At 61.2% G+C, this 23,038-nt stretch carries 19 protein-coding genes, 4 tRNA genes and 1 pseudogene; 6 read left to right on the forward strand and 18 right to left on the reverse strand.

Annotated elements, in window-relative coordinates; genetic code table 11:
• Positions 1–67 precede the first annotated feature (67 nt).
• Positions 68–1,366: an NAD(P)/FAD-dependent oxidoreductase gene (locus PCOSP_RS24815; protein ID WP_464709715.1), complete on the forward strand. Its 1,299-nt coding sequence runs from the start codon at positions 68–70 to the stop codon at positions 1,364–1,366.
• A gap of 335 nt (positions 1,367–1,701) precedes the next feature.
• On the opposite strand, the gene PCOSP_RS24820 is transcribed toward PCOSP_RS24815, so the two are convergent.
• The 9 genes and pseudogenes from PCOSP_RS24820 to rluD all read right to left on the reverse strand — a co-directional run bounded on the left by PCOSP_RS24820 (position 1,702) and on the right by rluD (position 8,579).
• Positions 1,702–2,565, reverse strand: coding sequence for a methyl-accepting chemotaxis protein (locus PCOSP_RS24820; protein WP_464711999.1), 864 nt, complete (start codon positions 2,563–2,565; stop codon positions 1,702–1,704).
• A pseudogene (locus tag PCOSP_RS24825) lies at positions 2,557–3,327 on the reverse strand (MCP four helix bundle domain-containing protein); the annotation flags it as partial. The pseudogene PCOSP_RS24825 and the gene PCOSP_RS24820, both read right to left, overlap by 9 nt.
• A gap of 150 nt (positions 3,328–3,477) precedes the next feature.
• Positions 3,478–3,554, reverse strand: a tRNA-Pro gene (locus PCOSP_RS24830).
• A 94-nt stretch (positions 3,555–3,648) separates the two neighbouring features.
• Positions 3,649–3,724, reverse strand: a tRNA-Lys gene (locus PCOSP_RS24835).
• Positions 3,725–3,729: 5 nt separating this feature from the next.
• Positions 3,730–3,806, reverse strand: a tRNA-Pro gene (locus tag PCOSP_RS24840).
• Between the two features lie 7 nt (positions 3,807–3,813).
• Positions 3,814–3,889 (reverse strand) — tRNA-Asn (locus PCOSP_RS24845).
• Between the two features lie 310 nt (positions 3,890–4,199).
• Complete coding sequence (gene clpB, locus PCOSP_RS24850) at positions 4,200–6,764, reverse strand: ATP-dependent chaperone ClpB (RefSeq protein WP_175386705.1); 2,565 nt, start codon at positions 6,762–6,764, stop codon at positions 4,200–4,202.
• Positions 6,765–6,894: 130 nt separating this feature from the next.
• Complete coding sequence (gene pgeF / locus PCOSP_RS24855) at positions 6,895–7,620, reverse strand: peptidoglycan editing factor PgeF (protein WP_464709716.1); 726 nt, start codon at positions 7,618–7,620, stop codon at positions 6,895–6,897.
• Entirely contained in the window at positions 7,617–8,579 is a 963-nt protein-coding gene (rluD, locus tag PCOSP_RS24860) for a 23S rRNA pseudouridine(1911/1915/1917) synthase RluD (protein ID WP_139649807.1), read from the reverse strand. Before rluD ends, pgeF begins: the two co-directional genes overlap by 4 nt.
• A gap of 150 nt (positions 8,580–8,729) precedes the next feature.
• On the opposite strand from rluD, the gene PCOSP_RS24865 reads away from it, so the two are divergent.
• The 4 genes from PCOSP_RS24865 (at position 8,730) to PCOSP_RS24880 (ending at position 13,020) form a co-directional block, all read left to right on the forward strand.
• Complete coding sequence (locus tag PCOSP_RS24865) at positions 8,730–9,746, forward strand: outer membrane protein assembly factor BamD (protein WP_139649809.1); 1,017 nt, start codon at positions 8,730–8,732, stop codon at positions 9,744–9,746.
• A 124-nt stretch (positions 9,747–9,870) separates the two neighbouring features.
• Positions 9,871–10,104, forward strand: coding sequence for a PP0621 family protein (locus PCOSP_RS24870; RefSeq protein ID WP_139649811.1), 234 nt, complete (start codon positions 9,871–9,873; stop codon positions 10,102–10,104).
• Positions 10,094–11,680 carry a two-component system sensor histidine kinase NtrB gene (locus PCOSP_RS24875; RefSeq protein ID WP_464709717.1) on the forward strand — a complete coding sequence of 529 codons (1,587 nt, stop codon included), beginning with the start codon at positions 10,094–10,096 and terminating at the stop codon, positions 11,678–11,680. Before PCOSP_RS24870 ends, PCOSP_RS24875 begins: the two co-directional genes overlap by 11 nt.
• A complete protein-coding gene (locus PCOSP_RS24880; RefSeq protein WP_464709718.1) occupies positions 11,677–13,020 on the forward strand; it encodes a sigma-54-dependent transcriptional regulator in 1,344 nt (447 codons plus the stop codon). The genes PCOSP_RS24875 and PCOSP_RS24880 overlap by 4 nt, the downstream gene beginning before the upstream one ends.
• A gap of 192 nt (positions 13,021–13,212) precedes the next feature.
• On the opposite strand, the gene PCOSP_RS24885 is transcribed toward PCOSP_RS24880, so the two are convergent.
• The 8 genes from PCOSP_RS24885 to PCOSP_RS24920 all read right to left on the reverse strand — a co-directional run bounded on the left by PCOSP_RS24885 (position 13,213) and on the right by PCOSP_RS24920 (position 21,278).
• Complete coding sequence (locus PCOSP_RS24885; RefSeq protein ID WP_175363824.1) at positions 13,213–13,578, reverse strand: DUF6124 family protein; 366 nt, start codon at positions 13,576–13,578, stop codon at positions 13,213–13,215.
• A gap of 901 nt (positions 13,579–14,479) precedes the next feature.
• Positions 14,480–15,580, reverse strand: a complete 1,101-nt coding sequence (thiO, locus tag PCOSP_RS24890; RefSeq protein ID WP_464709719.1) for a glycine oxidase ThiO — start codon at positions 15,578–15,580, stop codon at positions 14,480–14,482.
• A 58-nt stretch (positions 15,581–15,638) separates the two neighbouring features.
• A complete protein-coding gene (locus tag PCOSP_RS24895) occupies positions 15,639–16,040 on the reverse strand; it encodes a type IV pilin protein (protein WP_464709720.1) in 402 nt (133 codons plus the stop codon).
• 11 nt (positions 16,041–16,051) lie between these two features.
• Positions 16,052–19,162 (reverse strand): pilus assembly protein, encoded by a 3,111-nt coding sequence (locus PCOSP_RS24900; RefSeq protein ID WP_464709721.1) that lies wholly within the window; start codon positions 19,160–19,162, stop codon positions 16,052–16,054.
• Complete coding sequence (locus PCOSP_RS24905) at positions 19,149–19,628, reverse strand: pilus assembly PilX family protein (protein ID WP_175363996.1); 480 nt, start codon at positions 19,626–19,628, stop codon at positions 19,149–19,151. The genes PCOSP_RS24900 and PCOSP_RS24905 overlap by 14 nt, the downstream gene beginning before the upstream one ends.
• Before the next feature lie 11 nt (positions 19,629–19,639).
• Positions 19,640–20,353 carry a PilW family protein gene (locus tag PCOSP_RS24910; RefSeq protein WP_464709722.1) on the reverse strand — a complete coding sequence of 238 codons (714 nt, stop codon included), beginning with the start codon at positions 20,351–20,353 and terminating at the stop codon, positions 19,640–19,642.
• A complete protein-coding gene (gene pilV, locus PCOSP_RS24915; protein WP_464709723.1) occupies positions 20,350–20,808 on the reverse strand; it encodes a type IV pilus modification protein PilV in 459 nt (152 codons plus the stop codon). Before pilV ends, PCOSP_RS24910 begins: the two co-directional genes overlap by 4 nt.
• Positions 20,805–21,278: a GspH/FimT family pseudopilin gene (locus PCOSP_RS24920; RefSeq protein WP_464709724.1), complete on the reverse strand. Its 474-nt coding sequence runs from the start codon at positions 21,276–21,278 to the stop codon at positions 20,805–20,807. Before PCOSP_RS24920 ends, pilV begins: the two co-directional genes overlap by 4 nt.
• Positions 21,279–21,576: 298 nt before the next feature.
• On the opposite strand from PCOSP_RS24920, the gene PCOSP_RS24925 reads away from it, so the two are divergent.
• Positions 21,577–22,092: a GspH/FimT family pseudopilin gene (locus tag PCOSP_RS24925; RefSeq protein ID WP_139649834.1), complete on the forward strand. Its 516-nt coding sequence runs from the start codon at positions 21,577–21,579 to the stop codon at positions 22,090–22,092.
• Here the strand turns inward: PCOSP_RS24925 and ispH are convergent.
• A complete protein-coding gene (gene ispH, locus PCOSP_RS24930; protein WP_024781117.1) occupies positions 22,069–23,016 on the reverse strand; it encodes a 4-hydroxy-3-methylbut-2-enyl diphosphate reductase in 948 nt (315 codons plus the stop codon). The genes PCOSP_RS24925 and ispH overlap by 24 nt on opposite strands.
• Between the last annotated feature and the right edge of the window lie 22 nt (positions 23,017–23,038).

Here is a 23,038-nt window from a genome sequence, read left to right on the forward strand (position 1 = left end):
AGGGATACGATACTGGCGCTCGCGAGGGTAACGGCACCGATTTCCTTTAGCCTTGCGAGATATCCCCATGACTCATCGTATTGTCATCGTTGGCGGCGGCGCCGGCGGCCTGGAGTTGGCTACCCGTCTGGGTAAGACCCTGGGCAAACGTGGCACGGCCAGCGTGATGCTGGTCGACGCGAACCTGACCCACATCTGGAAACCCCTGCTGCACGAAGTGGCGGCCGGCTCCCTGAACTCGTCCGAAGACGAACTCAACTACGTCGCCCAGGCGAAATGGAACCACTTCGAGTTCCAGCTCGGGCGCATGAGCGGCCTGGACCGCGAACGCAAGAGTATCCAACTGGCCGCCACCTATGACGAAGCCGGCGTGGAATTGCTACCCGCCCGGGTGCTGGGCTACGACACCCTGGTGATTGCCGTCGGCAGCACCACCAACGACTTCGGCACCGAGGGTGCGGCGCAACATTGCCTGTTTCTCGATACCCGCAAACAGGCCGAGCGCTTCCATCAGCAATTGCTCAACCATTACCTGCGCGCCCATGCCGGCCAGACCGATGCCGAGGAGCGGATCAGCGTCGCCATCGTCGGGGCCGGTGCCACCGGCGTCGAACTGGCGGCCGAGCTGCATAACGCCGCCCATGAGCTGGCGGCCTATGGCCTGGACCGGATCAAGCCGGAAAACATGCACATCACCCTGATCGAAGCCGGGCCACGGGTGCTGCCGGCATTACCGGAGCGTATCGGTGGGCCCGTGCACAAGACCCTGGAAAAGCTCGGGGTCAATGTCATGACCAACGCCGCGGTCGGCCAGGTGACAGCCGACAGCCTGATCACCGTCGACGGCAAGGTGATCGACGCCAGCCTGAAAGTCTGGGCCGCCGGGATTCGCGCACCGGAATTCCTCAAGGACATCGACGGGCTGGAAACCAACCGGATCAACCAGTTGCACGTACTGCCGACACTGCAGACCACTCGCGACGAGAATATCTTCGCCTTCGGCGACTGCGCCGCCTGCCCGCAACCGGACAGCGACCGCAACGTACCGCCCCGCGCCCAGGCGGCGCACCAGCAGGCATCGCTGCTGGCCAAGTCCTTGAAGCTGCGGATCGAAGGCAAGGCGTTGCCGCATTACAAGTACACCGACTACGGCTCGCTGATCTCGCTGTCGAGGTTCTCGGCGGTGGGCAACCTGATGGGTAATCTCACCGGCAGCGTGATGCTCGAAGGCTGGCTGGCGCGGATGTTCTATGTGTCGCTGTACCGCATGCACCAGATGGCGTTGTATGGAATGTTCCGTACGGCCATGTTGATGCTGGGCAGCAAGATTGGACGTGGGACCGAGCCGCGGCTCAAGTTGCACTGAAAATAGCAGTGGCCTGACACAGCGCTTTCGCGAGCAGGCTCGCTCCCACAGGGTCTGGTGGCGTATGCGGATACCGCATACACCCAGACCCAATGCGGGAGCGGGCAAGCGCTAGTGCAGTCAGTTAAGCCACAAACCTGTGGGAGCAAAGCTTGCTCGCGATTGCGCTAAGTCAGTCAGTAACAATATTGACTGGCCCATCGCTATCGCGAGCAAGCTTCGCTCCCACAGGGTTTGATGATGTATACAAATGCTGCATCCACCCCGAATCCCATGTGGGAGCGTGGCTTGCCCGCGAAGACGGCGGTGCAGTCGACGCAAGTCTCCTCCTGCACTCAAACCTGAAACCGCTGCACCATCGTGCGCAACGAGTTCGCCAGTTGCGACAGTTCATGGCTGGACGCGCTGGTCTGGTCTGCGCCAGTGGCCGAGCGCACCGACAGATCACGGATATTCACCAGGTTGCGATCAACCTCGCGGGCCACCTGTGCCTGCTCTTCGGCCGCGCTGGCGATCACCAGGTTGCGCTCGTGGATTTCGCTGACCGACGCGGTGATGGTCTGCAATGCCTCCCCCGCCCGTTCCGCCATCGCCAAAGTGCTGGCAGCGCGGGTCGAGCTGGCCTGCATGGAATCCAGGGCCTGGGTGGCGCCGCTGCGCATGCCCTGGACCATCTGTTCGATTTCCTGGGTCGATTGCTGAGTGCGATAAGCCAGCGCTCGCACTTCATCAGCCACCACCGCAAACCCTCGACCGCTTTCGCCGGCCCGGGCCGCTTCAATGGCCGCGTTGAGGGCCAGCAAATTGGTCTGCTCGGCAATGGCCCGGATCACGTCCAGGACCTTGCCGATATCCTGCGACTGGTTGGCCAAGGATTGCACCAACCCACCCGTCACCTGCACGTCACTGGCGAGGGCGCCAATCGCGTCAACCGTGTCGCTGACCCGCTGCTGTCCGAGGGATGCCGACTCACTGGAGTGACGCGTGGCATCGGAGGTGGAAACGGCGTTGCGCGCCACTTCCTCTACGGCAGTGGTCATTTCGGTGACAGCCGTGGCGGCCTGTTCAATTTCGTTGTTCTGCTGTTGCAGGCTCTGTGTGCTGTCGAGAGTGACGGCGTTCAGCTCATCGGCTGCCGTTGCCAACTGCGCCGCCGAACCACTGATGCTCTGCAGCGTATCGCGCAGGTTTTTCTGCATGGTCGCCAAGGCCTTGAGCAAGCGGCTCACTTCGTCGTTGCCATGGGTCTCGATCGGCCGGGTCAGGTCACCTTCAGCCACGCTTTCCGCGGCGCTTAGCGCTTCACCCAGGGGCTTGACGATGCTGCGCGTCAACAACATCGCCAGGGCGACGGTAGCCAGGGCGGCCAAGACGATGAAAAGGATGACGATCATGCGTGAATTGGCGTAGTGCTCCTGGGACTTCTGACTCTCGATGGACACCTGTTTGGAAAACAGCTCCGCCAGGTCGTTGAGTTGCCTGCCGGAGCCGTCCACGACGGTTTTCATGTCCACCAGCAGCAGTTTAATCAGCTCGTCGCGGCGCCCCTGCTCTGCGAGGATGAAGGATTGCGCGATACCCGCACGGTAGGCAGCAAAAGTCTGCTTGAACTGGTCGTAGAGCGCTCTGCCTTCAGGGGTCACGACGAGCTTTTCGTAGCTGGCGATTTTTTCGCTCAGTTCCTTGTCACGGACGTCCATTTGCCCACGGTAGACCGAGGTGTTCTTAGGGTCCTGGTCCAGGGCCATGCGCAGGGAGATGGTGCGAATGCGCAGCATCCATTCGCGAATCTCGTCACCGCCGCGAATGCTCGGTAGCCACTGGGTTTCCACCGCCACCTCACTGTCACGGATACTCGACATCTGCCCCAGCGCAAACATCCCGAGCAGTGCCACCAGCACGGCGATCAAGGCAAAACCCAGCGCCGCGCGAGGGGCGATATTCAGTTGACGAAGAAACATAACGGGCGCCCTTTTTTGTTATTGGCCGGGAATGGGGACGTGCCCCTGTCGGTGATCTATCGGCAAGTTGTACGATAACTTAAGACTTCCCGGTTTTTTTTTCGCAGGCAAAAAAAATCCCCGTATCTTTCGATACGAGGATTTTCAATATGGTCGGGGTAAGGGGATTCGAACTCCTGACATCCTGCTCCCAAAGCAGGCGCGCTACCGGACTGCGCTATACCCCGGTAATAAAAAGGCGACCCTTTCAAGTCGCCTTCCTCGATCAGCGCTTTTGGCCTCTGATCTTAAGATTCGATTCCAGCGAACTGGTCTCAAAAATGGTGGGTCGTGTGGGATTCGAACCTACGACCAATTGGTTAAAAGCCAACTGCTCTACCAACTGAGCTAACGACCCAAATATGGTCGGGGTAAGGGGATTCGAACTCCTGACATCCTGCTCCCAAAGCAGGCGCGCTACCGGACTGCGCTATACCCCGATTGAAATGGCTCCGTGACCAGGACTCGAACCTGGGACCCAATGATTAACAGTCATTTGCTCTACCGACTGAGCTATCACGGAACTGATATTTCAAGTTGCAACCTTGAAGCTTGATTGAAGCCAGCTTCAACCTCTTCTACCCGTCTGCATCGCTGCGTTCGTGTGTCTGAGGCGCGCTATTCTACAATCTTAAAAACCTCTGTCAACCCCTTAAATTGCTTTCAAGACAATGATTTGCAACTTATTTCGGATTCCTTCTCAGGGAGAAGTAACCCTTGGGGGTGACTGACTGCGGGGCGCACTTTACAAGCCTTTTCCTTTGAGTTCAACGGCCTGATGAAAAAAATGGCCTCGCAATGCGAGGCCATTCGGTCAACAGCGGTGCAGCCGGTCAGTTGAAGACGATTTCGTCGTTTTCCACCGTTCCGGTTACGGTTTCGCCCGGCATGAAGCGACCCGACAGGATCAACTGTGCCAACGGGTTTTCGATCCAGCGCTGGATGGCCCGTTTCAATGGTCGTGCCCCATAGACCGGGTCGTAACCCACGGCAATCAACTTATCCAGGGCCTCGTCACTCAGTTGCAGCTTCAGCTCGCGCTCGGTGAGGCGGCTGCGCAGGCGGCCCAGCTGGATTTCGGTGATGCCGGCAATCTGATCACGGGCCAGTGGTTCGAAAATCACTACCTCGTCGACCCGGTTGATGAACTCCGGCCGGAAGTGGGTAGAAATCGCGTCCATCACCGCCGCCCGTTGCGCCTCGCGATCCCCCACCAGTTCCTGGATCTGCGCCGACCCCAGGTTGGAGGTCATCACGATCACCGTGTTGCGGAAATCCACCGTGCGCCCGTGGCTGTCGGTCAGACGACCGTCCTCCAGCACTTGCAGCAGAATGTTGAACACATCCGGATGGGCTTTCTCGACCTCATCGAGCAGGATCACCGAGTACGGCTTGCGTCGCACGGCTTCGGTCAGGTAACCGCCCTCTTCATAGCCGACATAACCCGGCGGTGCGCCGATCAGCCGGGCCACGGAGTGTTTCTCCATGAATTCGGACATGTCGATGCGCACCATCGCCTCCTCGGTATCGAAGAGGAACTCGGCCAACGCCTTGCACAGCTCGGTTTTACCGACACCGGTCGGGCCGAGGAACATGAACGAACCACTTGGCCGGTTCGGGTCCGACAACCCGGCACGGGACCGCCGCACGGCATTGGCGACCGCGACGACCGCTTCGTCCTGGCCGATCACGCGCTGGTGCAGCAGGCTTTCCATCTTCAGCAGCTTGTCGCGCTCGCCTTCGAGCATCTTCGACACTGGAATACCGGTCCACTTGGAGACCACCTCGGCGATTTCTTCCTCGGTGACCTTGCTGCGCAGCAACTGGTTTTCACTTTTGCCGTGCTGGTCGACCATCTGCAGGCTGCGCTCCAGATCCGGGATGACCCCGTATTGCAGCTCGGCCATGCGGTTGAGGTCGCCCTTGCGACGGGCCGCTTCCAGTTCCTGGCGGGACTGTTCGATTTTCTGTTGGATCTGCGCCGAACCCTGGACTTCGGCCTTTTCCGAATTCCAGATTTCCTCGAGATCGGAATACTCGCGCTCGTGGCGAACGATTTCTTCCTGCAATCTCTCCAGGCGTTTCTTCGCCGCTTCGTCGCTTTCTTTCTTCAGGGCCTGGGATTCGACCTTGAGCTGGATCAGGCGCCGCTCCAGGCGATCCAGCACTTCCGGCTTGGAGTCGATCTCCATGCGGATACGGCTGGCAGCCTCGTCGATCAAGTCGATGGCCTTGTCCGGCAACTGGCGGTCAGTGATGTAGCGGTGGCTGAGCTTGGCCGCCGCGATGATCGCGCCATCGGTGATCGCCACTTTGTGGTGAACTTCATAGCGCTCCTTGAGACCACGCAGGATAGCGATGGTGTCCTCTTCGCTCGGCTCGTCCACCAGCACTTTCTGGAAGCGCCGTTCAAGGGCCGCGTCCTTCTCTATGTACTGGCGGTACTCGTTGAGCGTGGTCGCGCCGACACAATGCAACTCGCCACGGGCCAGCGCGGGCTTGAGCATGTTGCCGGCGTCCATCGAGCCTTCGCCCTTGCCGGCGCCGACCATGGTGTGCAACTCGTCGATGAACAGAATGATCTGCCCTTCCTGCTTCGACAGCTCATTGAGCAGGGCCTTGAGCCGCTCTTCGAACTCGCCACGGTACTTGGCACCGGCGATCAGCGCCCCCATGTCCAGGGACAGCAGGCGCTTGCCCTTGAGGCCGTCCGGTACTTCACCATTGATGATCCGTTGGGCCAGGCCCTCGGCAATGGCGGTCTTGCCCACGCCTGGCTCACCGATCAGCACCGGGTTGTTCTTGGTGCGGCGTTGCAGCACCTGGATCGTGCGCCGGATCTCGTCATCGCGGCCTATCACCGGGTCAAGCTTGCCTTCCTCGGCACGTTTGGTCAGGTCAACGGTGTATTTGTCCAGTGCCTGACGGGACTCCTCGTGGTTGGCGTCGTTGACGGCTTCGCCCCCACGCAGGTTATTGATGGCATTTTCCAGGGCCTTCTTGCTCACGCCCTGGCCGAGCAGCAATTTACCCAGCTTGCTGTTCTCGTCCATGGCGGCGAGTAGCACCAGCTCGCTGGAAATGAACTGGTCGCCCTTCTGCTGGGCCAGGCGATCGGCCTGGTTGAGCAGCCGCGCCAGGTCCTGGGACATGTTCACGTCACCGGTCGGATTCTGGATCTTGGGCAACTGGTCGAGTTCTTTCGCCAGCTCTTTTCGCAGGCTGTTGACGTCAAAGCCTACCTGCATCAGCAGGGGCTTGATCGAGCCACCCTGCTGCTCGAGCATGGCCTGCATCAGATGCGCCGGTTCGATGGCAGGATGGTCCAGGCCGACGGCCAGGGACTGGGCATCGGACAGCGCCAATTGCAATTTGCTGGTTAAACGGTCAATACGCATAAGGTCACCTTCCTTTTGAGCAGGCCGGACCGAAAAACATCCTGAATGAAGAAACCTGCCAGATACCGTTATAGATGTGGACGATTCTGGAAGATTCAAGCAGTGCGCTATTGATGCAGATCAGACAAGTCTAGCGTTCGATCCAGACGAGGGAGGCGAAGCGACCGGTGCGCGGGCTGCGACGGTAGGAAAAGAAGCGTGGATCGGTCACGGTGCACAGCCCGCCGCCGTAGACCGCCGAGACACCCCGCGCGGCCAGCCGCAGGCGCGCCAGCGCATAGATGTCGGCCAGGAACTTGCCGGCGTTGTGGCTCGGCACAAAGGCTTGTACCGCCTGGGGCAGTTGCGCGATGAACGCCTCACGCACTTCCGGTCCGACTTCAAAGGCTTGCGGGCCAATGGCCGGGCCGAGCCAGGCGAGAATCTCATCCGCTGGCGTTGCCAGGCTGTCCAGGGTGGCTTCCAGTACGCCGTTCGCCAACCCGCGCCAACCGGCATGGGCGGCCGCGACGCGCGTACCGGCGCGGTTACAGAACAGCACGGGCAGGCAGTCCGCGGTCATCGCCGTGCAGGCGATACCCGGCGTGGCGGTCCAGCTGGCATCGGCGGTCGCGACCTGGGTCGGATCGGCCTCGACCACGGCAATCCCATGGACCTGCTGCAACCAGGCCGGACGGATGGCGAATTGGTCGGTGAGCCGTCGACGGTTCTCAGTGACGGCCGTTGGGTCATCATCGACATGGTCGCCGAGGTTGAGGCTGTCGAACGGCGCCACGCTGACGCCGCCCGCACGGGTGGTGACACAGGCCTTGACCCAGGCTGGCGCGGGCCAGTCGGGTATCAGCCAGTCATTCATCCGACGAATGCCTCGCGGTCCTGCTTGAGCAACGTCAGCAGCCAGACGAAGTCATCCGGCAACGGCGATTCCCAGCTCATGCGCTTACCGGTGGTCGGATGATCCAGTTCCAGGAAACGCGCATGCAGCGCCTGACGCGGGAAGTGCTTCAGGGACTCGACCATGGTCACGCTGGCGGCCGGCGGGATGCGGAAGCGGCCGCCATAAGCCGGATCGCCCACCAACGGGAAGTTGATGTGGGCCATGTGCACGCGGATCTGGTGGGTACGACCGGTTTCCAGCTTGACCCGCACGTGGGTGTGGGAGCGGAAGCGTTCAAGCACGCGGTAGTGACTGACCGCCGGCTTGCCGCCCTCCATCACCGCCATGCGCTGGCGCTGCTGACCGTGACGACCGATGGGAGCGTTGATCTTGCCGCCAGCGGTCACTACGCCGATCACGATGCATTCATAGATGCGGCTGACACTGCGGCTTTGCAGTTGTGCGACCAACTGGGTCTGCGCCTGGATGGTCTTGGCCACCACCATCAGACCGGTGGTGTCCTTGTCGAGACGATGCACGATACCGGCCCGGGGCACATTGACGATATCCGGCACGTGGTGCAGCAAGGCATTGAGCAGGGTGCCGTCGGCGTGACCGGCGGCCGGATGCACCACCAGGCCCGCAGGCTTGTTGATCACCAGGATGTCGTCATCTTCATAGACGATGTCCAGGGCAATGTCCTGGGCTACCCATTCGCCCTGGGCTTCCTGCTCTGCCGTCAGCTCGAGGATGGCACCGCCATGGACGATGTCGCGCGGGCGGATGACCGCCCCATCCACCGTCAGGCGGCCGTCCTTGATCCAGGCGGAAAGGCGCGAGCGCGAATGCTCGGTGAAGAGTTGGGCGGCGACTTGATCGAGGCGTTGGCCGCCCAATTCGGACGGCACCTCTGCGCGAAGTTCTATTTTATCGGACATGCTCGGACTGGGCGTCGGCACAGCCTTTGGTTTCGGCTGCGCGCTTGTGGTTAAATACGGCGTCTTTTGCCCCGAGGCTTTCAACGGGGCGCTCATCATAACAGGACGGCCCCGCCCAAGACAGCGGCCGTCATAGGGACGCAAGCCGCCATGCAAGTGAAACACCTGCTGCTGATCGCCATCCTCGCATTGACTGCTGCTTGCTCGTCGAAGGAAGTCGTAGACGAAAACCTGAGCGAAGTCGAACTGTACCAACAGGCGCAGAAGGACTTGGACAACAACAGCTACACCAGCGCCACCGCCAAGCTCAAGGCCCTGGAGTCGCGGTATCCGTTCGGTCGTTACGCCGATCAGGCCCAGTTGGAGCTGATCTACGCCAACTACAAGAACGCCGAGCCCGAAGCTGCCAAATCTGCCGCCGAACGCTTCATTCGCCTGCATCCACAGCACCCGAACGTCGATTACGCCTATTACCTCAAGGGCCTGACGTCTTTCGACCAGGACGTCGGCCTGCTGGCGCGCTTCCTGCCGCTGGACATGACCAAGCGTGACCCGGGCGCCGCACGCGACTCGTACAACGAGTTCGCCCAACTGACCAGCCGCTTCCCCAACAGCCGCTACTCGCCGGATGCCAAGCAGCGCATGATCTACCTGCGCAACCTGCTGGCTTCCTACGAAATCCACGTGGCCGACTACTACCTGACCCGTCAGGCCTACGTCGCCGCCGCCAACCGTGGTCGCTACGTGGTGGAAAACTTCCAGGAAACCCCTTCGGTCGGCGACGGCCTGGCGGTGATGACCGAGGCGTACCAACGCCTGCACCTGGACGAACTGGCAGCCAGCAGCCTGGAAACCCTGAAACTGAATTACCCGGACCACCCTTCCCTGGTCGATGGCCAGTTCACCCCCCGCGTTGCAGAAGCCGACAACCGTTCATGGCTGAGCAAGGCGACCCTGGGCCTGATCGAATCCCGTCCGCCACTGCCACCGGGCGAAACCCGCGCCAACCAGGACGTACAGCGTCAGTTCCAGGATGCCAAGGAAGCCATTCCGAACGAGCTCAAGCCAAAGGATGAAAATGGCGATGTGATTGAAGAACCGGAGGCTGAGAACAACTCCAGCGACCGCTCCTGGTTCAGCTACATGACCTTCGGCCTGTTCGACTGAGCACAGGGCATTCACAAAAGGGAGACCCGACGGTCTCCCTTTTTTATGCCTGGATCCTATTGAACTGTGCGCCGCCCCAGTCCTTGGCTAAACTGCCTCATCTCTCGCCAGAAAGCCGCCCATCATGCTTCGTCTAATCATCTTGTTCGCCGTCGTTGCCTCCGCCATATGGATCTTTCGCAACGTGAAGCCCAAGGCGTCCGCGACGCGATCATCCCGGGAACAGGATGCCCCGCCCATGGTTCGCTGCGCCCACTGTGGCGTGCACCTGCCGCGTGACCGGGCACTCCCTCTCCAACAACAGTGGTACTGCAGCCAGGCTCACCTCGAGCAAGGCCCGGGCCCTCGTGATCGCTGAGGCTTCCCCTCGCGTCAGACAGACGCAGCGCCTGCTGCGTCTCTATCACCTGTACCGCTTGAGCATCGGCATCACCCTGGTGCTGCTGATCTCCAGCAACATGGACAACCGCCTGCTGGAGTTCGCCAACGACGACCTGCTGCGCAGTGGCAGCTGGTTGTACCTGGTGCTGAACATCCTGCTGGTGGTGTTCCTTGAAAACACCCGAAGCCCCGCCCGGCTGTTTGGCCTGGCCCTGACCGATGTGTTGCTGCTGTCATGGCTGTTCTTCGCGGCAGGCGGTGCTCCCAGCGCCATAGGCAATCTGCTCATTGTTTCGGTGGCCATTGGCAACACGCTGCTGCGCGGCCGAGTCGGCCTGTTGATCGCTGCCGTCGCCACGATCGGCATAGTGGGGTCGAGTTTCTTCCTTGGCCTGCACGACTCGAATTCTCCCGGCAGTTATTTGCAGGCCGGTACCCTGGGAGCGCTATGCTTCGCCGCTGCGCTGCTGGTACAAGGCCTGACCCGGCGACTGGAAGCCAGCGAAACCCTGGCCGAGCAGCGGGCCAGCGAGGTGACCAGCCTCGAAACCCTCAATGCCTTGATCCTGCAGCGCATGCGCACCGGCATCCTGGTGCTCGATCGTCAACGCCGGGTGCAACTGGCCAACGAAAGCGCCTTGAACCTGTTGGGCATGCACGACCTGGTCGGCCAGCCAATCGATGACTACTCCGCCGCCCTCGTCGACAGCTTGAAAGTGTGGCTGAACAATCCCAGCCTGCGCCCACCAACCCTGGCCATCACCGGCACGGGCCTGACCCTGCAACCGAGCTTCATCGCCCTGGGGCACAACGAACAGCATCAGATCCTGGTGTTTCTCGAAGACCTGGCCCAGGTGGCCCAGCACGCCCAGCAACTGAAACTCGCCTCACTCGGGCGCCTCACCGCCGGCATCGCCCATGAAATCCGCAATCCCCTGGGGGCCATCAGCCATGCGGCGCAATTACTGCGCGAGTCCGAGGAACTGAACGACTCGGATCGACGTCTGACACAGATTATTCAAGATCACTCCCAACGAATGAACCGCGTCATCGAAAACGTCCTGCAGTTGTCCCGTCGCCAGCAAACCACGCCCCAGCGCCTGGACCTGCGCACCTGGCTCGACCAGTTCGTCCAACAGGCCCGCGAAAGCATGGCCGCGCACCAGCAATTGCATCTGAGCATCGCCCCGGGCGACTACACCACGCTCATGGACCCCGATCAATTGACCCAGGTGCTCGACAACCTACTGCGCAACGCCTGGCGCCACAGTGCCCAGGCCCATGAACGGGCCGAGGCCTGGCTGGAACTGTTCGTCGATCCCCATAGCCATCTTCCCACGCTGGACATCATCGACAACGGCCCCGGCGTGACACCGGACCAGCAGGCGCACCTGTTCGAACCCTTTTTCACCACCAGCAGCCAGGGCACCGGCCTTGGGCTCTATCTGTCCCGTGAGCTGTGCGAAAGCAATCAGGCCCGCCTAGACTTCAAACCACGCCAAGGCGGCGGCTGCTTTCGCATCACTTTTGCTCACGGACGGAAACAGATTTGAATACACGCTCACGGCAACGGATCCTGATCGTCGACGACGAACCGGACATCCGCGAACTCCTGGACATCACCCTGGGCAGGATGAAACTCGACACCCGCAGCGCCAGGAATCTTGCCGAGGCCCAATCCCTGCTGGCGGACGAAGCCTTCGACCTGTGCCTGACCGACATGCGCCTGCCCGACGGTACCGGCCTGGAACTGGTGCAGCACATCCAACAGCGCTTCCCGCAACTGCCGGTGGCGATGATCACCGCCTACGGCAGCCTGGAAACCGCCATCGACGCCCTCAAGGCCGGGGCTTTTGACTTTCTGACCAAACCGGTCGACCTGGGTCGGCTACGAGAACTGGTCACCAGCGCCCTGCGCCTGCCACCGGCCACCGCCCCGACCACCATCGAACGCTGCCTGCTGGGCGACTCCCCGCCAATGCGCAGCGTGCGCAAACAGATCGAAAAGCTGGCCCGCAGCCAGGCGCCGGTGTACATCAGCGGGGAGTCGGGCTGTGGCAAGGAACTGGTGGCACGGCTGATCCACGAACAAGGCCCCCGTTCCAGTCGGGGTTTTGTGCCGGTCAACTGCGGGGCCATCCCGACAGAGCTGATGGAAAGTGAGTTTTTCGGCCATCGAAAAGGCAGCTTCAGCGGTGCCATCGAGGACAAGCCCGGTCTGTTCCAGGCCGCCCACGGTGGCACCCTGTTCCTCGATGAAGTGGCTGACCTGCCCCTGGCGATGCAGGTCAAGCTGCTGCGAGCGATCCAGGAAAAGGCCGTGCGCGCCGTTGGTGGTCAGCAGGAGGAAGTGGTGGATGTCCGCATCCTCTGCGCCACCCATAAGGACCTGGACGCCGAAGTGGCCGCCGGGCGCTTTCGCCAGGACCTGTACTACCGCCTGAACGTCATCGAACTCCGCGTCCCGCCCCTTCGCGAGCGCCGCGAAGACATCGAGCCGCTGGCCATCCACATGCTCCAGCGCCTGGCGGCCAGCACCGGCAACCCCGCCGCCAGACTCCATCCCCAAGCCCTCGAGGCCCTTCGAAACTACCGCTTCCCCGGCAACGTACGAGAGCTGGAAAACATGCTGGAACGGGCCTACACCCTCTGCGAACACCAACAGATCGAAGCCGACGACCTGCGCCTGGCCGAAGGCAATGGCATCACCGACACCGCCAACCCCGATTTGATGCGAGTCGACAACCTGGAAGACTATCTGGAAGACGTCGAACGCAAGGTCATCCTCCAGGCCTTGGAAGAAACCCGCTGGAACCGCACCGCCGCAGCGCAGCGATTGAAGCTGTCGTTTCGGTCAATGCGGTATCGGTTGAAGAAATTGGGGTTGGATTGAGGGAGCCACCACCAATGGCTCGGCTCAGACCGTCCCTGTGGCGAGGGGATTCATCCCCGCTGGGCTGCGTAGCGGCCCTAAGACAGTCGATACAATCTGCCTGATACACCGAGGTGTAAGGATTCAGGGCTGCTACGCAGCCCAGCGGGGATAAATCCCCTCGCCACAACCGCTAGTTCTATTGATCAGTTCCTAATCCGCCGTCACCGGCACCCGCTCATCCAACACCCGATTGGCCAGCAATTCGCTCAGCTCGATCAGCTGCTGCACACCCAAAGCGACATGCCGACGCGAACCATCAAGCTCGAAGGCCAGGTCGCTGAGCGTTGCGTTGGCTGATGCCAGGGTTTCGCTCAGGTTGGCGAGGAGACATTCGGCGTCTATGCCTTCCATGACGGTGAATAACTGGCTTGAGGCTGGTTTCTTTTTGACTTCAGGTGGAGGGGCTAGGTAATAGTCGAGGGCGCGCTTGGCGGCTTCATCGAGCTTTTGAGGATCGAGCCCGCCATGGGCTGATGAGGAATCTGTTTCAGGGGGATTGGGTGTGACTTTGATCATCGTGCATCTCCAAGTTGTTGGAGCTGCCACCGATCGCCGCGACGCGATTGGAGGTGGCAGCTGTACGCAGGTTCGCGGACCGAGAACTTAGAAACCCGGCATACCCTAGGGTATCCCGCGCACAGCCAGCCATGACAAAACGACAAGTACCAAAGCACAGTCGAGGGCTGGAATTATGCACTAAGTTAACGGGCCGCGACGCCCGGACGCTGAATTGGCAGCGACCGGGAAAGGTTAGCGATAAGCCTTCCCACCCGACAACCGCCAAAGCTCGTCGGAAAAATCAGCTTCAGCTTGGATGTTGTCCGACCATTCCCACAAATCTCGAACGGCTGTCAGCTCGCTCACAACAACTCTGCGGCAACTTGTTCCTTCTCACCCAACACCAATCCCCGTGGGAGCGAGCCTGCTCGCGATGGCGGTGGGTCAGTTTGAAAAGTGCTGCATGAACCGACGCCATCGCGAGCAGGCTCGCTCCCACAGGGGGCACCGGAGCCAGCCTCAAGACCAGACCCGCTCGCTTTTTTGCTTTTGCTTTTGCTTTTGATCTTCGGGCCCCATTAACCACGCTGGCCGAACGCAGGCATTGCGTAGTGGGCAACCCGGCATGGATGCCGGGTTAGCCGCGCCGGGCCATGGATGGCCCTTCGCGGCGGGCCCACGGAGCAATGCCGGAGTGAGGGCACACCGAGCCTAGGCGAGGTGCCGAGTGGTGGGGCCAAGCCTTTTTTGCTTACTTTTTTTGGCGTCTGAAAAAAAGTAAGCCGCCGTAAGGGCGGAACCCTAAGTGGCCGTTACCGCAGCAATGGATATGTACTCGACCAAAAACACTGACCAACCGCTAGACCGCCATCGCGAGCAGGCTCGCTCCCACATAGGACAAGAGTACAGCCGCAAGCCCCTACATCCGCCCCGCCGGCGAATACGGCGCAGGATCAATCACCGGCTCACGTCCCAACATCACATCCGTAAACAACCGACACGACGCCGGCGCCAACACCAACCCATTGCGATAATGCCCACAGTTCAACCAAAGCCCCGCAAACCCCGGCACCTCGCCGATATAAGGCACCCCCGCCGGCGATCCAGGCCGCAATCCGGCCCAATGCCCGACCACCTCAGCCTCGGCCAGCGCCGGAATCAACTGCTGCGCCGAAGCCTTCAGAGTCTCCAGCGCCGCTTCCGTCGGGGTCTTGTCGAAGCCTTCGCGCTCCAGGGTACTGCCCACCAGGATATGCCCGTCACGCCGCGGAATCGCATAACGGCCCTTGGCCAGGACCATGCTCGACAGGAAGTCGGACGCGCACTTGTACAAGATCATCTGGCCCTTGACCGGCTCCACCGGCAAGTTCAGACCCAGGGTCTTGAGCAATTCCCCACTCCAGGCCCCAGCAGCCAGCACCACCTGATCGCCACGAATCGCCCCGGCCGAACTGTTCACCCCCACAACCCGTCCGCCGTCGCGGATGAAGCCACTGACCTCGCATTGCTCATGCAGCGTGACCTCGGGCAGCGCCAGCAGCGCTGCCCTGAGGGATTTCACCAACCGGGGATTGCGCACGTTCGCCACGTCAGCCATGTGGATCGCCCGGGAGAACCCGGTACCCAGTACCGGCACCGCATCGTGGACAGCCGAGATATCCACGGACCGCAACGGTCGCCCTTCCCGCGCGGCCCAGGCGAGCGCTTCGTCCTGATCGTCCAGGTCCAGCCAATAGAGCCCGGTGACATGCACTTGCGGATCAATGCCGGTGGCCGCAAACAAACGCTGGCCCAACTGTGGGTAAAAATCCTGTGACCAGTGCGCCAGCGCCGTGACCGCCGGGCTGTAGCGCCACGGGTACAACGGCGAAACGATGCCGCCACCGGCCCAGGACGACTCCTGGCCGACACTGGAACGCTCCAGCAGCACGACACGTTGCCCTTCGGACGCCAGATTGAACGCTGTCAGCAGGCCAATGACTCCGCCGCCGACAATCACCACTTGCTGTTGCCTGGTCATGTTCTGATTCGACTCGTAAGACTGTAGGGCGCGACGCCGCGTCCTAAAAAAATAAAGCTCAGCGACCCCAGCAATCCTTGGTGGTCAGCCCGGACGCGGCGTTGAGCATGCTGCGCACGCCGGTGTTGTTGATGGTGAAGTCACCGCACTTGTCCGTCGCCATGGATGAGCCACTTCTGCGTACTGCGGTCAGGGTAAAGCTCTGCTCCGCCAGCGTCCGGTTAATGGTATAGAAATCATTCCCGCTGCTCAGCCCGGTTGCGTCCTTATAGGAGCTGTTCTTCGAATAGTAGCGTTCGAGGATCTGCGCCTGTTCCGACAACAGCCCGGCAATTTCAGTACGCCGGCCTTTTTTCATGTATTCGGTCAGGCTCGGGTAGCCGACGGTGATCACGATACCGATGATCGCGATCACGATCATGATTTCGATCAAGGTGAAACCCCGGTTGGTTTTGTGCATTCCCTTACCCCTCACTGTATTTGTCGCCACATGACGCGACGGCTGCCGCCAACGGATTTGCTCAGCAGATCGGTGATACCGCCGCCGGAATCGTTCACGACCATGTTGGTGGCTCCATTGGCACTGACGACGGCACTCAAGGTCGGGATACCACCGGTGAACACCACCCCGGCGGAGATCGTATCGAGGCTGCTGAGCTTGCCGTCGCCATTGGTGTCGAGCACCGCATAGTTGAGCATCTTACCGCTGAACGCATCCACTTCGATCAGCTTGCCGGTGCCGAAGCTGGCGCAGGGGTCGGTGGTGTCCACGGCGGCCGTGGTAAAGACCACGCGCCCAAGCACCAGATTGGCCGGGTTGATCACCCGCTCCCCGGTCAGCGCGTTGTTATACACCAGGGGCAGGTACCAGCCTTTTTTCGCCGGGTAAGTCACGTCGGTCTGGCTGGTGGTCACGAACTGCCCCGTGCTGCCCGAGAATACGCCGGTAATCGATTGAGCCTGCAGGCTCGACACCGTAATCTGCCCAGCACCACCGACGGCGTCCCAGATCGAATAGAACCCCTGCAGATCCTTGTTGAGCTTGTCAGTCGCCTCGTTGAACTTACCGGTACCGAAAAAGACCTGGACCCCACCCTGGGGGTTGTCCGCCAGCAACGGTTGAACGGTGATGGGCTGGGTCGCTCCACCGGACGCCGTGAACAAGGGCTGGCCGGCAAACGCCAGGCCCCAGGTGGTCGGGGACGTGCCACTGAGGTCGAATTTCCACATCCGTCCTTTCAAGTCACCACCGTAGGCAGCCTGCACCACATTCTGGGAGTTGACCCGAAGCTTGACCGAGGACAAGCCGTTATCGGTCTCGCTGCTGTTGATGACGATCTTGCGGATCAGCGAACCGTCGCGGATATCCACCACATACAACGCCGCCACGCCGCTGTTGCTGCCGTAGCCGTTGGAAATGAACGCCGCCCAGCGACCGTCCGCCAGCCGGGCGACTTCCGGGCGGGCATAGGCGTAGCCCAGGTCGTTGAAGGTATTGGCGGTGTTGGCCACGGCCGGCGCGCTGATTTCCCACAGCGCCCGAAGCGTATTGCCGGCTGCCGCATCGAACAGTTGCACCGCAAAGAAAGTCCTGCCACCGGCCCCGGTCCCGCCCACGGCTACCGTTTTCCAGGCACTGCCCGATTGCGTATCGAATACACCAATCTGACCATCCACCAGGAATTTGTGGCTCACCCCGTTGATGTAATTGGTACTCGCGATGTCATCCAGCCCTGGCAATACGCTCGAAGGCATGTAGGCGTAACGTCGCGTGCCGTTGGCAGCGTTGATGACGCTGAAGAAGCCGTCATTGGCGTTCACCACGAGGCTGGTGTTCATGGCCCCCGCCTTGGTCGCCAGGTACGTACTGTAGCTGGTGTCGTTCAGCAGGTCCGCAGCGGTCTGGTCATTGGGCGAGGCCAGCACCAGCGGTGAGTTGATGATGTCCCCCAGCAACGCACTGCGCACCTTCAAGCCGGTTTTGTTGGTGCCCTTGCTCCATTCCACCAGGTCGTTGCCAGTGATCCCTGTGGGCAGGTTCTGGCTGAGGGTGGTTTGCTGGGCCGCTGAAAAGTTGCTGTAGGCCAGGGTCACCGGCGCATTGGTCGTGGTGTTCCACGATTGATAAAGCGGTGCCGTGGCGCCGGGGACAATGGCGGTGTCAGTGGTCCATTGCACCGCGGCCCTGTTGACCGTGCCTGCCGAGGTGAAACCGAACGCCCGGATCGTGCCACGCCAATCCTTGGGGTCATAGGTGGTCTGGTAGAAGCTGGACGTGGTGGATAACGTCGCACCGTTGGTGGTGCCGCCGCCCCCCGACCCGGCCTTGGAGGTGATATCACTCAGGGCCGATGTCAGCGCCGAGTTCAGGCCTTCGCTGTCGGTCGCCTGGTAATACCTGCCTGCACCGTAGCGAGCGGCGTCGGACAGCATCTGGTTGGTTGCGGTGAAACCGACCGTATAGGTGTTGAGGTACTGCCGGGGGAAATCCGCAGTGTCCCAGCTCTTGCCGGTGGCATCGGTACCGGTGGAGCGCATGTCGATGTCGAAGGCGAACTTGGCGATGTCGTCCAGGTACAGCGTGTCACCTTCGCCGTCGCCATTGGGATCGGCGCCGTCATTGCTGATACCGTCCCAATTTGGCAGGCGGGGGCCTCCCGTCGCGACGGCCTGCGGGTCGTTGGTCGGAAACGTCCGGTCATAGGTGGGCAAGCCGTCGGTAATCACCACGCCGAAGTTTTTCTGGCAACGGTACTGGATCGGGCTGGTATAGGTGCTGGGCGTGCCGTTGTAGTACGGCGCCATTCCCCGGAAATAGCGGGTGACCTCGTAATAGCTCTCGGCCAGCGGTGTATTGGCGACCGCGCCCAGGCCGTTGATGGCATTTATCAAGGAGGTGTAGTTGGCATTGGCCTGGGTCTGGGTAACGCTGCCGGTCACGGGCGACAGGTCGCTGACAGAACGGGCGATAAAGCCTCCCGGGCCGGAGTTGCTGCTGTTGGGTGGGTTGAAGGTGGCAAGGCCGATGCGCAAGGCACGGTTGCTGGTGACCAGGTCATTGGAGACATCCCGGGCCACGTTGATTCGGTAATCATTGGGGATCGTGCCGGTGGTGAAGTCGCGACTCGAACTGTTGGCCAATGTCAGCAGATAGGACAGGTAGTTGGCTGTGTAGCGGGTATTACCATTGCCCACCGGATCTGGCAGCTTCAGACAGACCCTACCTATGCTACTTCGATAAAAACCGTACCAACCGCTCGAGCACCCGCCACGAAACAGGCTCGCCAGCAAAACGTTGCCGTCGTCCGGGTCCAGGCCGGCAATGCTGTTACAGCTCGTACTGGACTGACAGGTGTAGACAGTCGGCCGGGAGATCGTCGGATCAAACCCCGCCGCCCAGATGATGTTGTTCATACTCCCCGAATCATCGATCAACAGCATCACGTTCGGCGTCACCGCAGCCGCACTCAACAACGGCGAATCCGAAGGCGTGAACCCATAGACCGGGGCATTCAGATAAAGGCTGAGCAGTACACCCCACAGCATCTGCCGCCAGCCATGGCGAGCCTCAATACTTCGCATAGATGCTCTCCACCACGCTGCGCTGGTTATTCCCCACCACCGCCACCGCCGTGATCCGATACAGCGTCGCCGACGTCCCGTTGGGTACATTGACCGCCGCAAGCGTGGTGCCGATGTTCTGCACCCCATAAAACCCTCCGGCGGCGGCGACCCAGGTGACCCCCGACGCTGAGGAGTACCCTGCCCCCGTAAGCGTGGCGGACTCCGCCGGTGGCGCACATTGGGTCGTCGTGTTGCAGACCGCCAGCGAGTAGGTTTCGACCTGCACGGCGTTCTCGCCCATCCTCAGCGCCGCCTCGGCCATCTGGAACGACTGGTTGCGCAGCATGACGCTGCTGGTCATCTTTTCCTGGAGGGTGGCGCTTTGCATCGACGACAGGCCGATCAGCGTGAGGAGCAGCAGGAAAACCAGGCTGACCAACAATGCCATGCCGTGCTGACGCTGCCCGAAGGATCTCGATCTCATCAATCGCCCCCTCACAAGAGCCGGTTGCGCAAGGCGGCAACCACGTTGAAGGTCTGGTCGCGCACGTTATTCTTCGGATCGAAGAGCGTCAGGGTCAGGCGCACGCTGCGGATCAATGCCGGATCCGGCGGGTTGCTGCTGTAGCTCGAGGCCGCGATGTCCGTCGAGCTGCCGGCCACGCCGAAGGTCACGTTGAACGTGCGGACGTTGTCCACCAGCACCGCCAGGGTCGGATTGCCGGCGCCGGTGCCCATCGACAACTGATTGTTGCTGAAGCTGTAGACCAACCGTCGTACCGGAAACGCCAACTGTCCGGCTGCGGGAGCCCGCGCGCCAGTGTAGGCCGTGGCCGTGGTGCGGCAGTCGGACAGGACGGTCCAGGTCGGTACACCTCCGCTGTTGCCCACATCCGTCGTCACCAAGGTCATTTTCAGGTTGGCATTGTCCCAGCGGATCGGCGTGATCTGGCTGGCATTGAAGTCCCCTGCCGAGGACGCATCGGTGATGGTGCCCAGGCAACCGAACATCCCCACCATGCGAATTTCCTGGACCATCTTGCTCAGGGCAAAGCGAGCATCCTCCTGCATCACCGCCGCCGCACTCTGGCTGATGTAGGTGTTCTTCGCGGCGATGAAGATCTGCACCACCCCCAGGACCACGATAAGACTGATGACCAGCGCGATCATCAACTCGATCAGGCCAAAGCCCCGGCAGCGCTTGTTCATGGCGTCCCCACCGGATCGACGGCAGCGCGGCTGGTCAGCACGAAACTGCGCCGTGCATCGGCCGCATTGGAGGTGTTGGCGGCCCGGGCATCGTCCCAGGAAATGGTGATGGTGTAGACCCGCTGGTTCAGCGTGATGGTCCCGGTAGCCGTGGCGCCGCCGAAGCTGGTGATGTTGGTCTTGAAATCGTAGAGGTCCTGGTCCCGGGTCACATTGAGGTTGGGTGAGCTGGGTGGCGTCACGGTGTAGTCGGCGCCGGAGTTGGCACGAATGCGGTCCAGCATGTCGTAGGCGATGAAGCTGGCCTGGCTGGTCATGCGCGAGCTGTCGGTGTACTTCAGGGCATTGAGCTGGATCATCGCCGCCCCCAGCAGACCTACGCCAAGAATCAGCACGGCCACCAGCACTTCGATCAGTGTCATGCCCTCCTGTGGGCTTTTACTGCAACCCTTCATCCGCAACTTCCACCCAATACGATTCGTCCATTGAGGCAAACGCTCAGCGTCCTGCTCTGCGTGCCCCGCACATAATTGAAGCTCACCGGTGTGGCCGGTGCCGACAACCCACCCAGGTTGTTGAAATCAATGTTGGTCACATCTGAGGTTAGCGTCAGAGTCGCACCACTGCTCATCGCGGGAACAACCCGCAATACATTGGCCGGATTGCCAGTACTGTCGTACACCGTCAGCTCGCCGCTCCAGACGCTGCCCTGGGCGGAGGGACGAATGCGCGTGGTGATACCCCGGTCGATCGCTTCCATGCGGGCAAAGTTCAAGGCCCGACGCAGGTCGCCAATCTCGGTATCCGCCTTGGTACTCTGCATCGAACCGGTGAACGCCGGCACTGCCATGGTGATGAGGATCAGCAGTACGCCAAGGGCCACCAACACCTCGATCAGCGTGAAACCTTTTGTACGAAGATCCATCGATGCCCTCCGTTGCCGTCGGCTATACCTGCTTGTGTAACGCTAGAACAAACCATTGGCGCGTGCTTGATGCAGTTCATTCAGGGCAGTGCCCCCTGTGGCGAGGGGATTTAGCGAAACGTCGCACCGCCCCGCTGGGGTGCGCAGCAGCCCTAAATCCTGATACCTCGGTGTGTCGGACAGATTGTGTTGACTGTTTTTGGGGCTGCTTCGCAGCCCAGCGGGGATAAATCCCCTCGCCACAATGAGGCCGCCAAGTCCTCAAGGACCGCTCCACACTCTCCAGGGAGGAGACACCATGCCCCAACAAGGTTTCAGCCTGATCGAACTGCTCATGGGACTGGCGATTGCCGCAATTGTTCTGCCGTGGGCCAGTTCAAGTTTCAAAGCGCTTGTGGAATCCACTGAACGCAACGACACCGCACAACGGTTGGCCAGCGGCTTGCGCAGTGCCCGCAGCGAAGCCATCACCCGCAACCGGGCAGTGACCATTCAAGGGATAGACAACGATTGGAGCCAGGGGTGGCAAATCAGATTGGACGACGATGACCGGACACTGCTGGAGCAGCGCAGCAATCGCGCCCGGGTGGTGGGTAACTGGCCGGTGAAGCATCGGGTCACGTTCGCCGGCCATGGTGCAGCCCTGTTGCCCAGTGGTGCCTTTCAGGCGGGCACTTTGCACGTGTGCGCCCGGCACCAGCCGGTCAGTCATCATCAAGTGGTGCTGTCACCCACCGGCCGCGTCAGCCTGCGCAGCGAGGAAAGCGTGCAGGCCCTGTGCGAAAAGAACTTAAAGCAGAGAACGAACGCGTAGTTCCTTGGGCATGGAGAACGTGATGTTTTCTTCCCGGCCGGCCAGTTCATCGGCCCCGATGGCACCCCAGGCCTGCAATTGCTGGATCACACCGCGCACCAGGACTTCCGGCGCAGAAGCACCCGCGGTAATGCCGATGTGCTCGATGCCGTCGAACCAGCTGCGCTGCATGTCCTCGGCACCGTCGATCAGGTAGGCCGGCGTTCCCATGCGTTCGGCCAACTCGCGCAGGCGATTGGAGTTGGAGCTGTTCGGACTGCCGACCACCAGCACGACGTCGCACTCGTCAGCCAGTTGCTTGACTGCGTCCTGGCGATTCTGGGTGGCATAGCAGATGTCGTCCTTGCGCGGTCCGCCAATGGCCGGGAAGCGCGAGCGCAACGCATCGATCACCCGGCTGGTATCGTCCATGGACAAGGTGGTCTGGGTGACGAAGGCGAGTTTTTCCGGATTACGCACCTGCAGGGCAGCCACGTCTTCCTCGTCCTCCACCAGGTAGATCGCGCCGCCATTGCTGGCGTCGTACTGACCCATGGTGCCTTCGACTTCCGGATGCCCTTCGTGGCCGATCAGGATGCACTCACGACCGTCACGGCTGTAGCGCGCCACTTCGATGTGCACCTTGGTCACCAAAGGGCAGGTCGCGTCGAACACCTTCAAGCCACGACCCGCCGCTTCGGTACGCACCGCCTGGGAAACCCCATGGGCACTAAAAATCACGATGACGTCGTCCGGCACCTGGTCCAGTTCCTCGACGAAAATGGCCCCACGGCTACGCAGGTCTTCGACGACGAATTTGTTGTGGACCACTTCGTGGCGCACATAGATCGGCGGCCCGAACACTTCCAGGGCGCGGTTGACGATTTCGATCGCCCGGTCCACGCCGGCGCAGAAGCCACGGGGGTTGGCGAGTTTGATTTGCATACTGTGCCTCGTGTCTGTGGGA

The sequence above is a fragment of the Pseudomonas sp. MAFF 730105 genome (assembly GCF_055380705.1).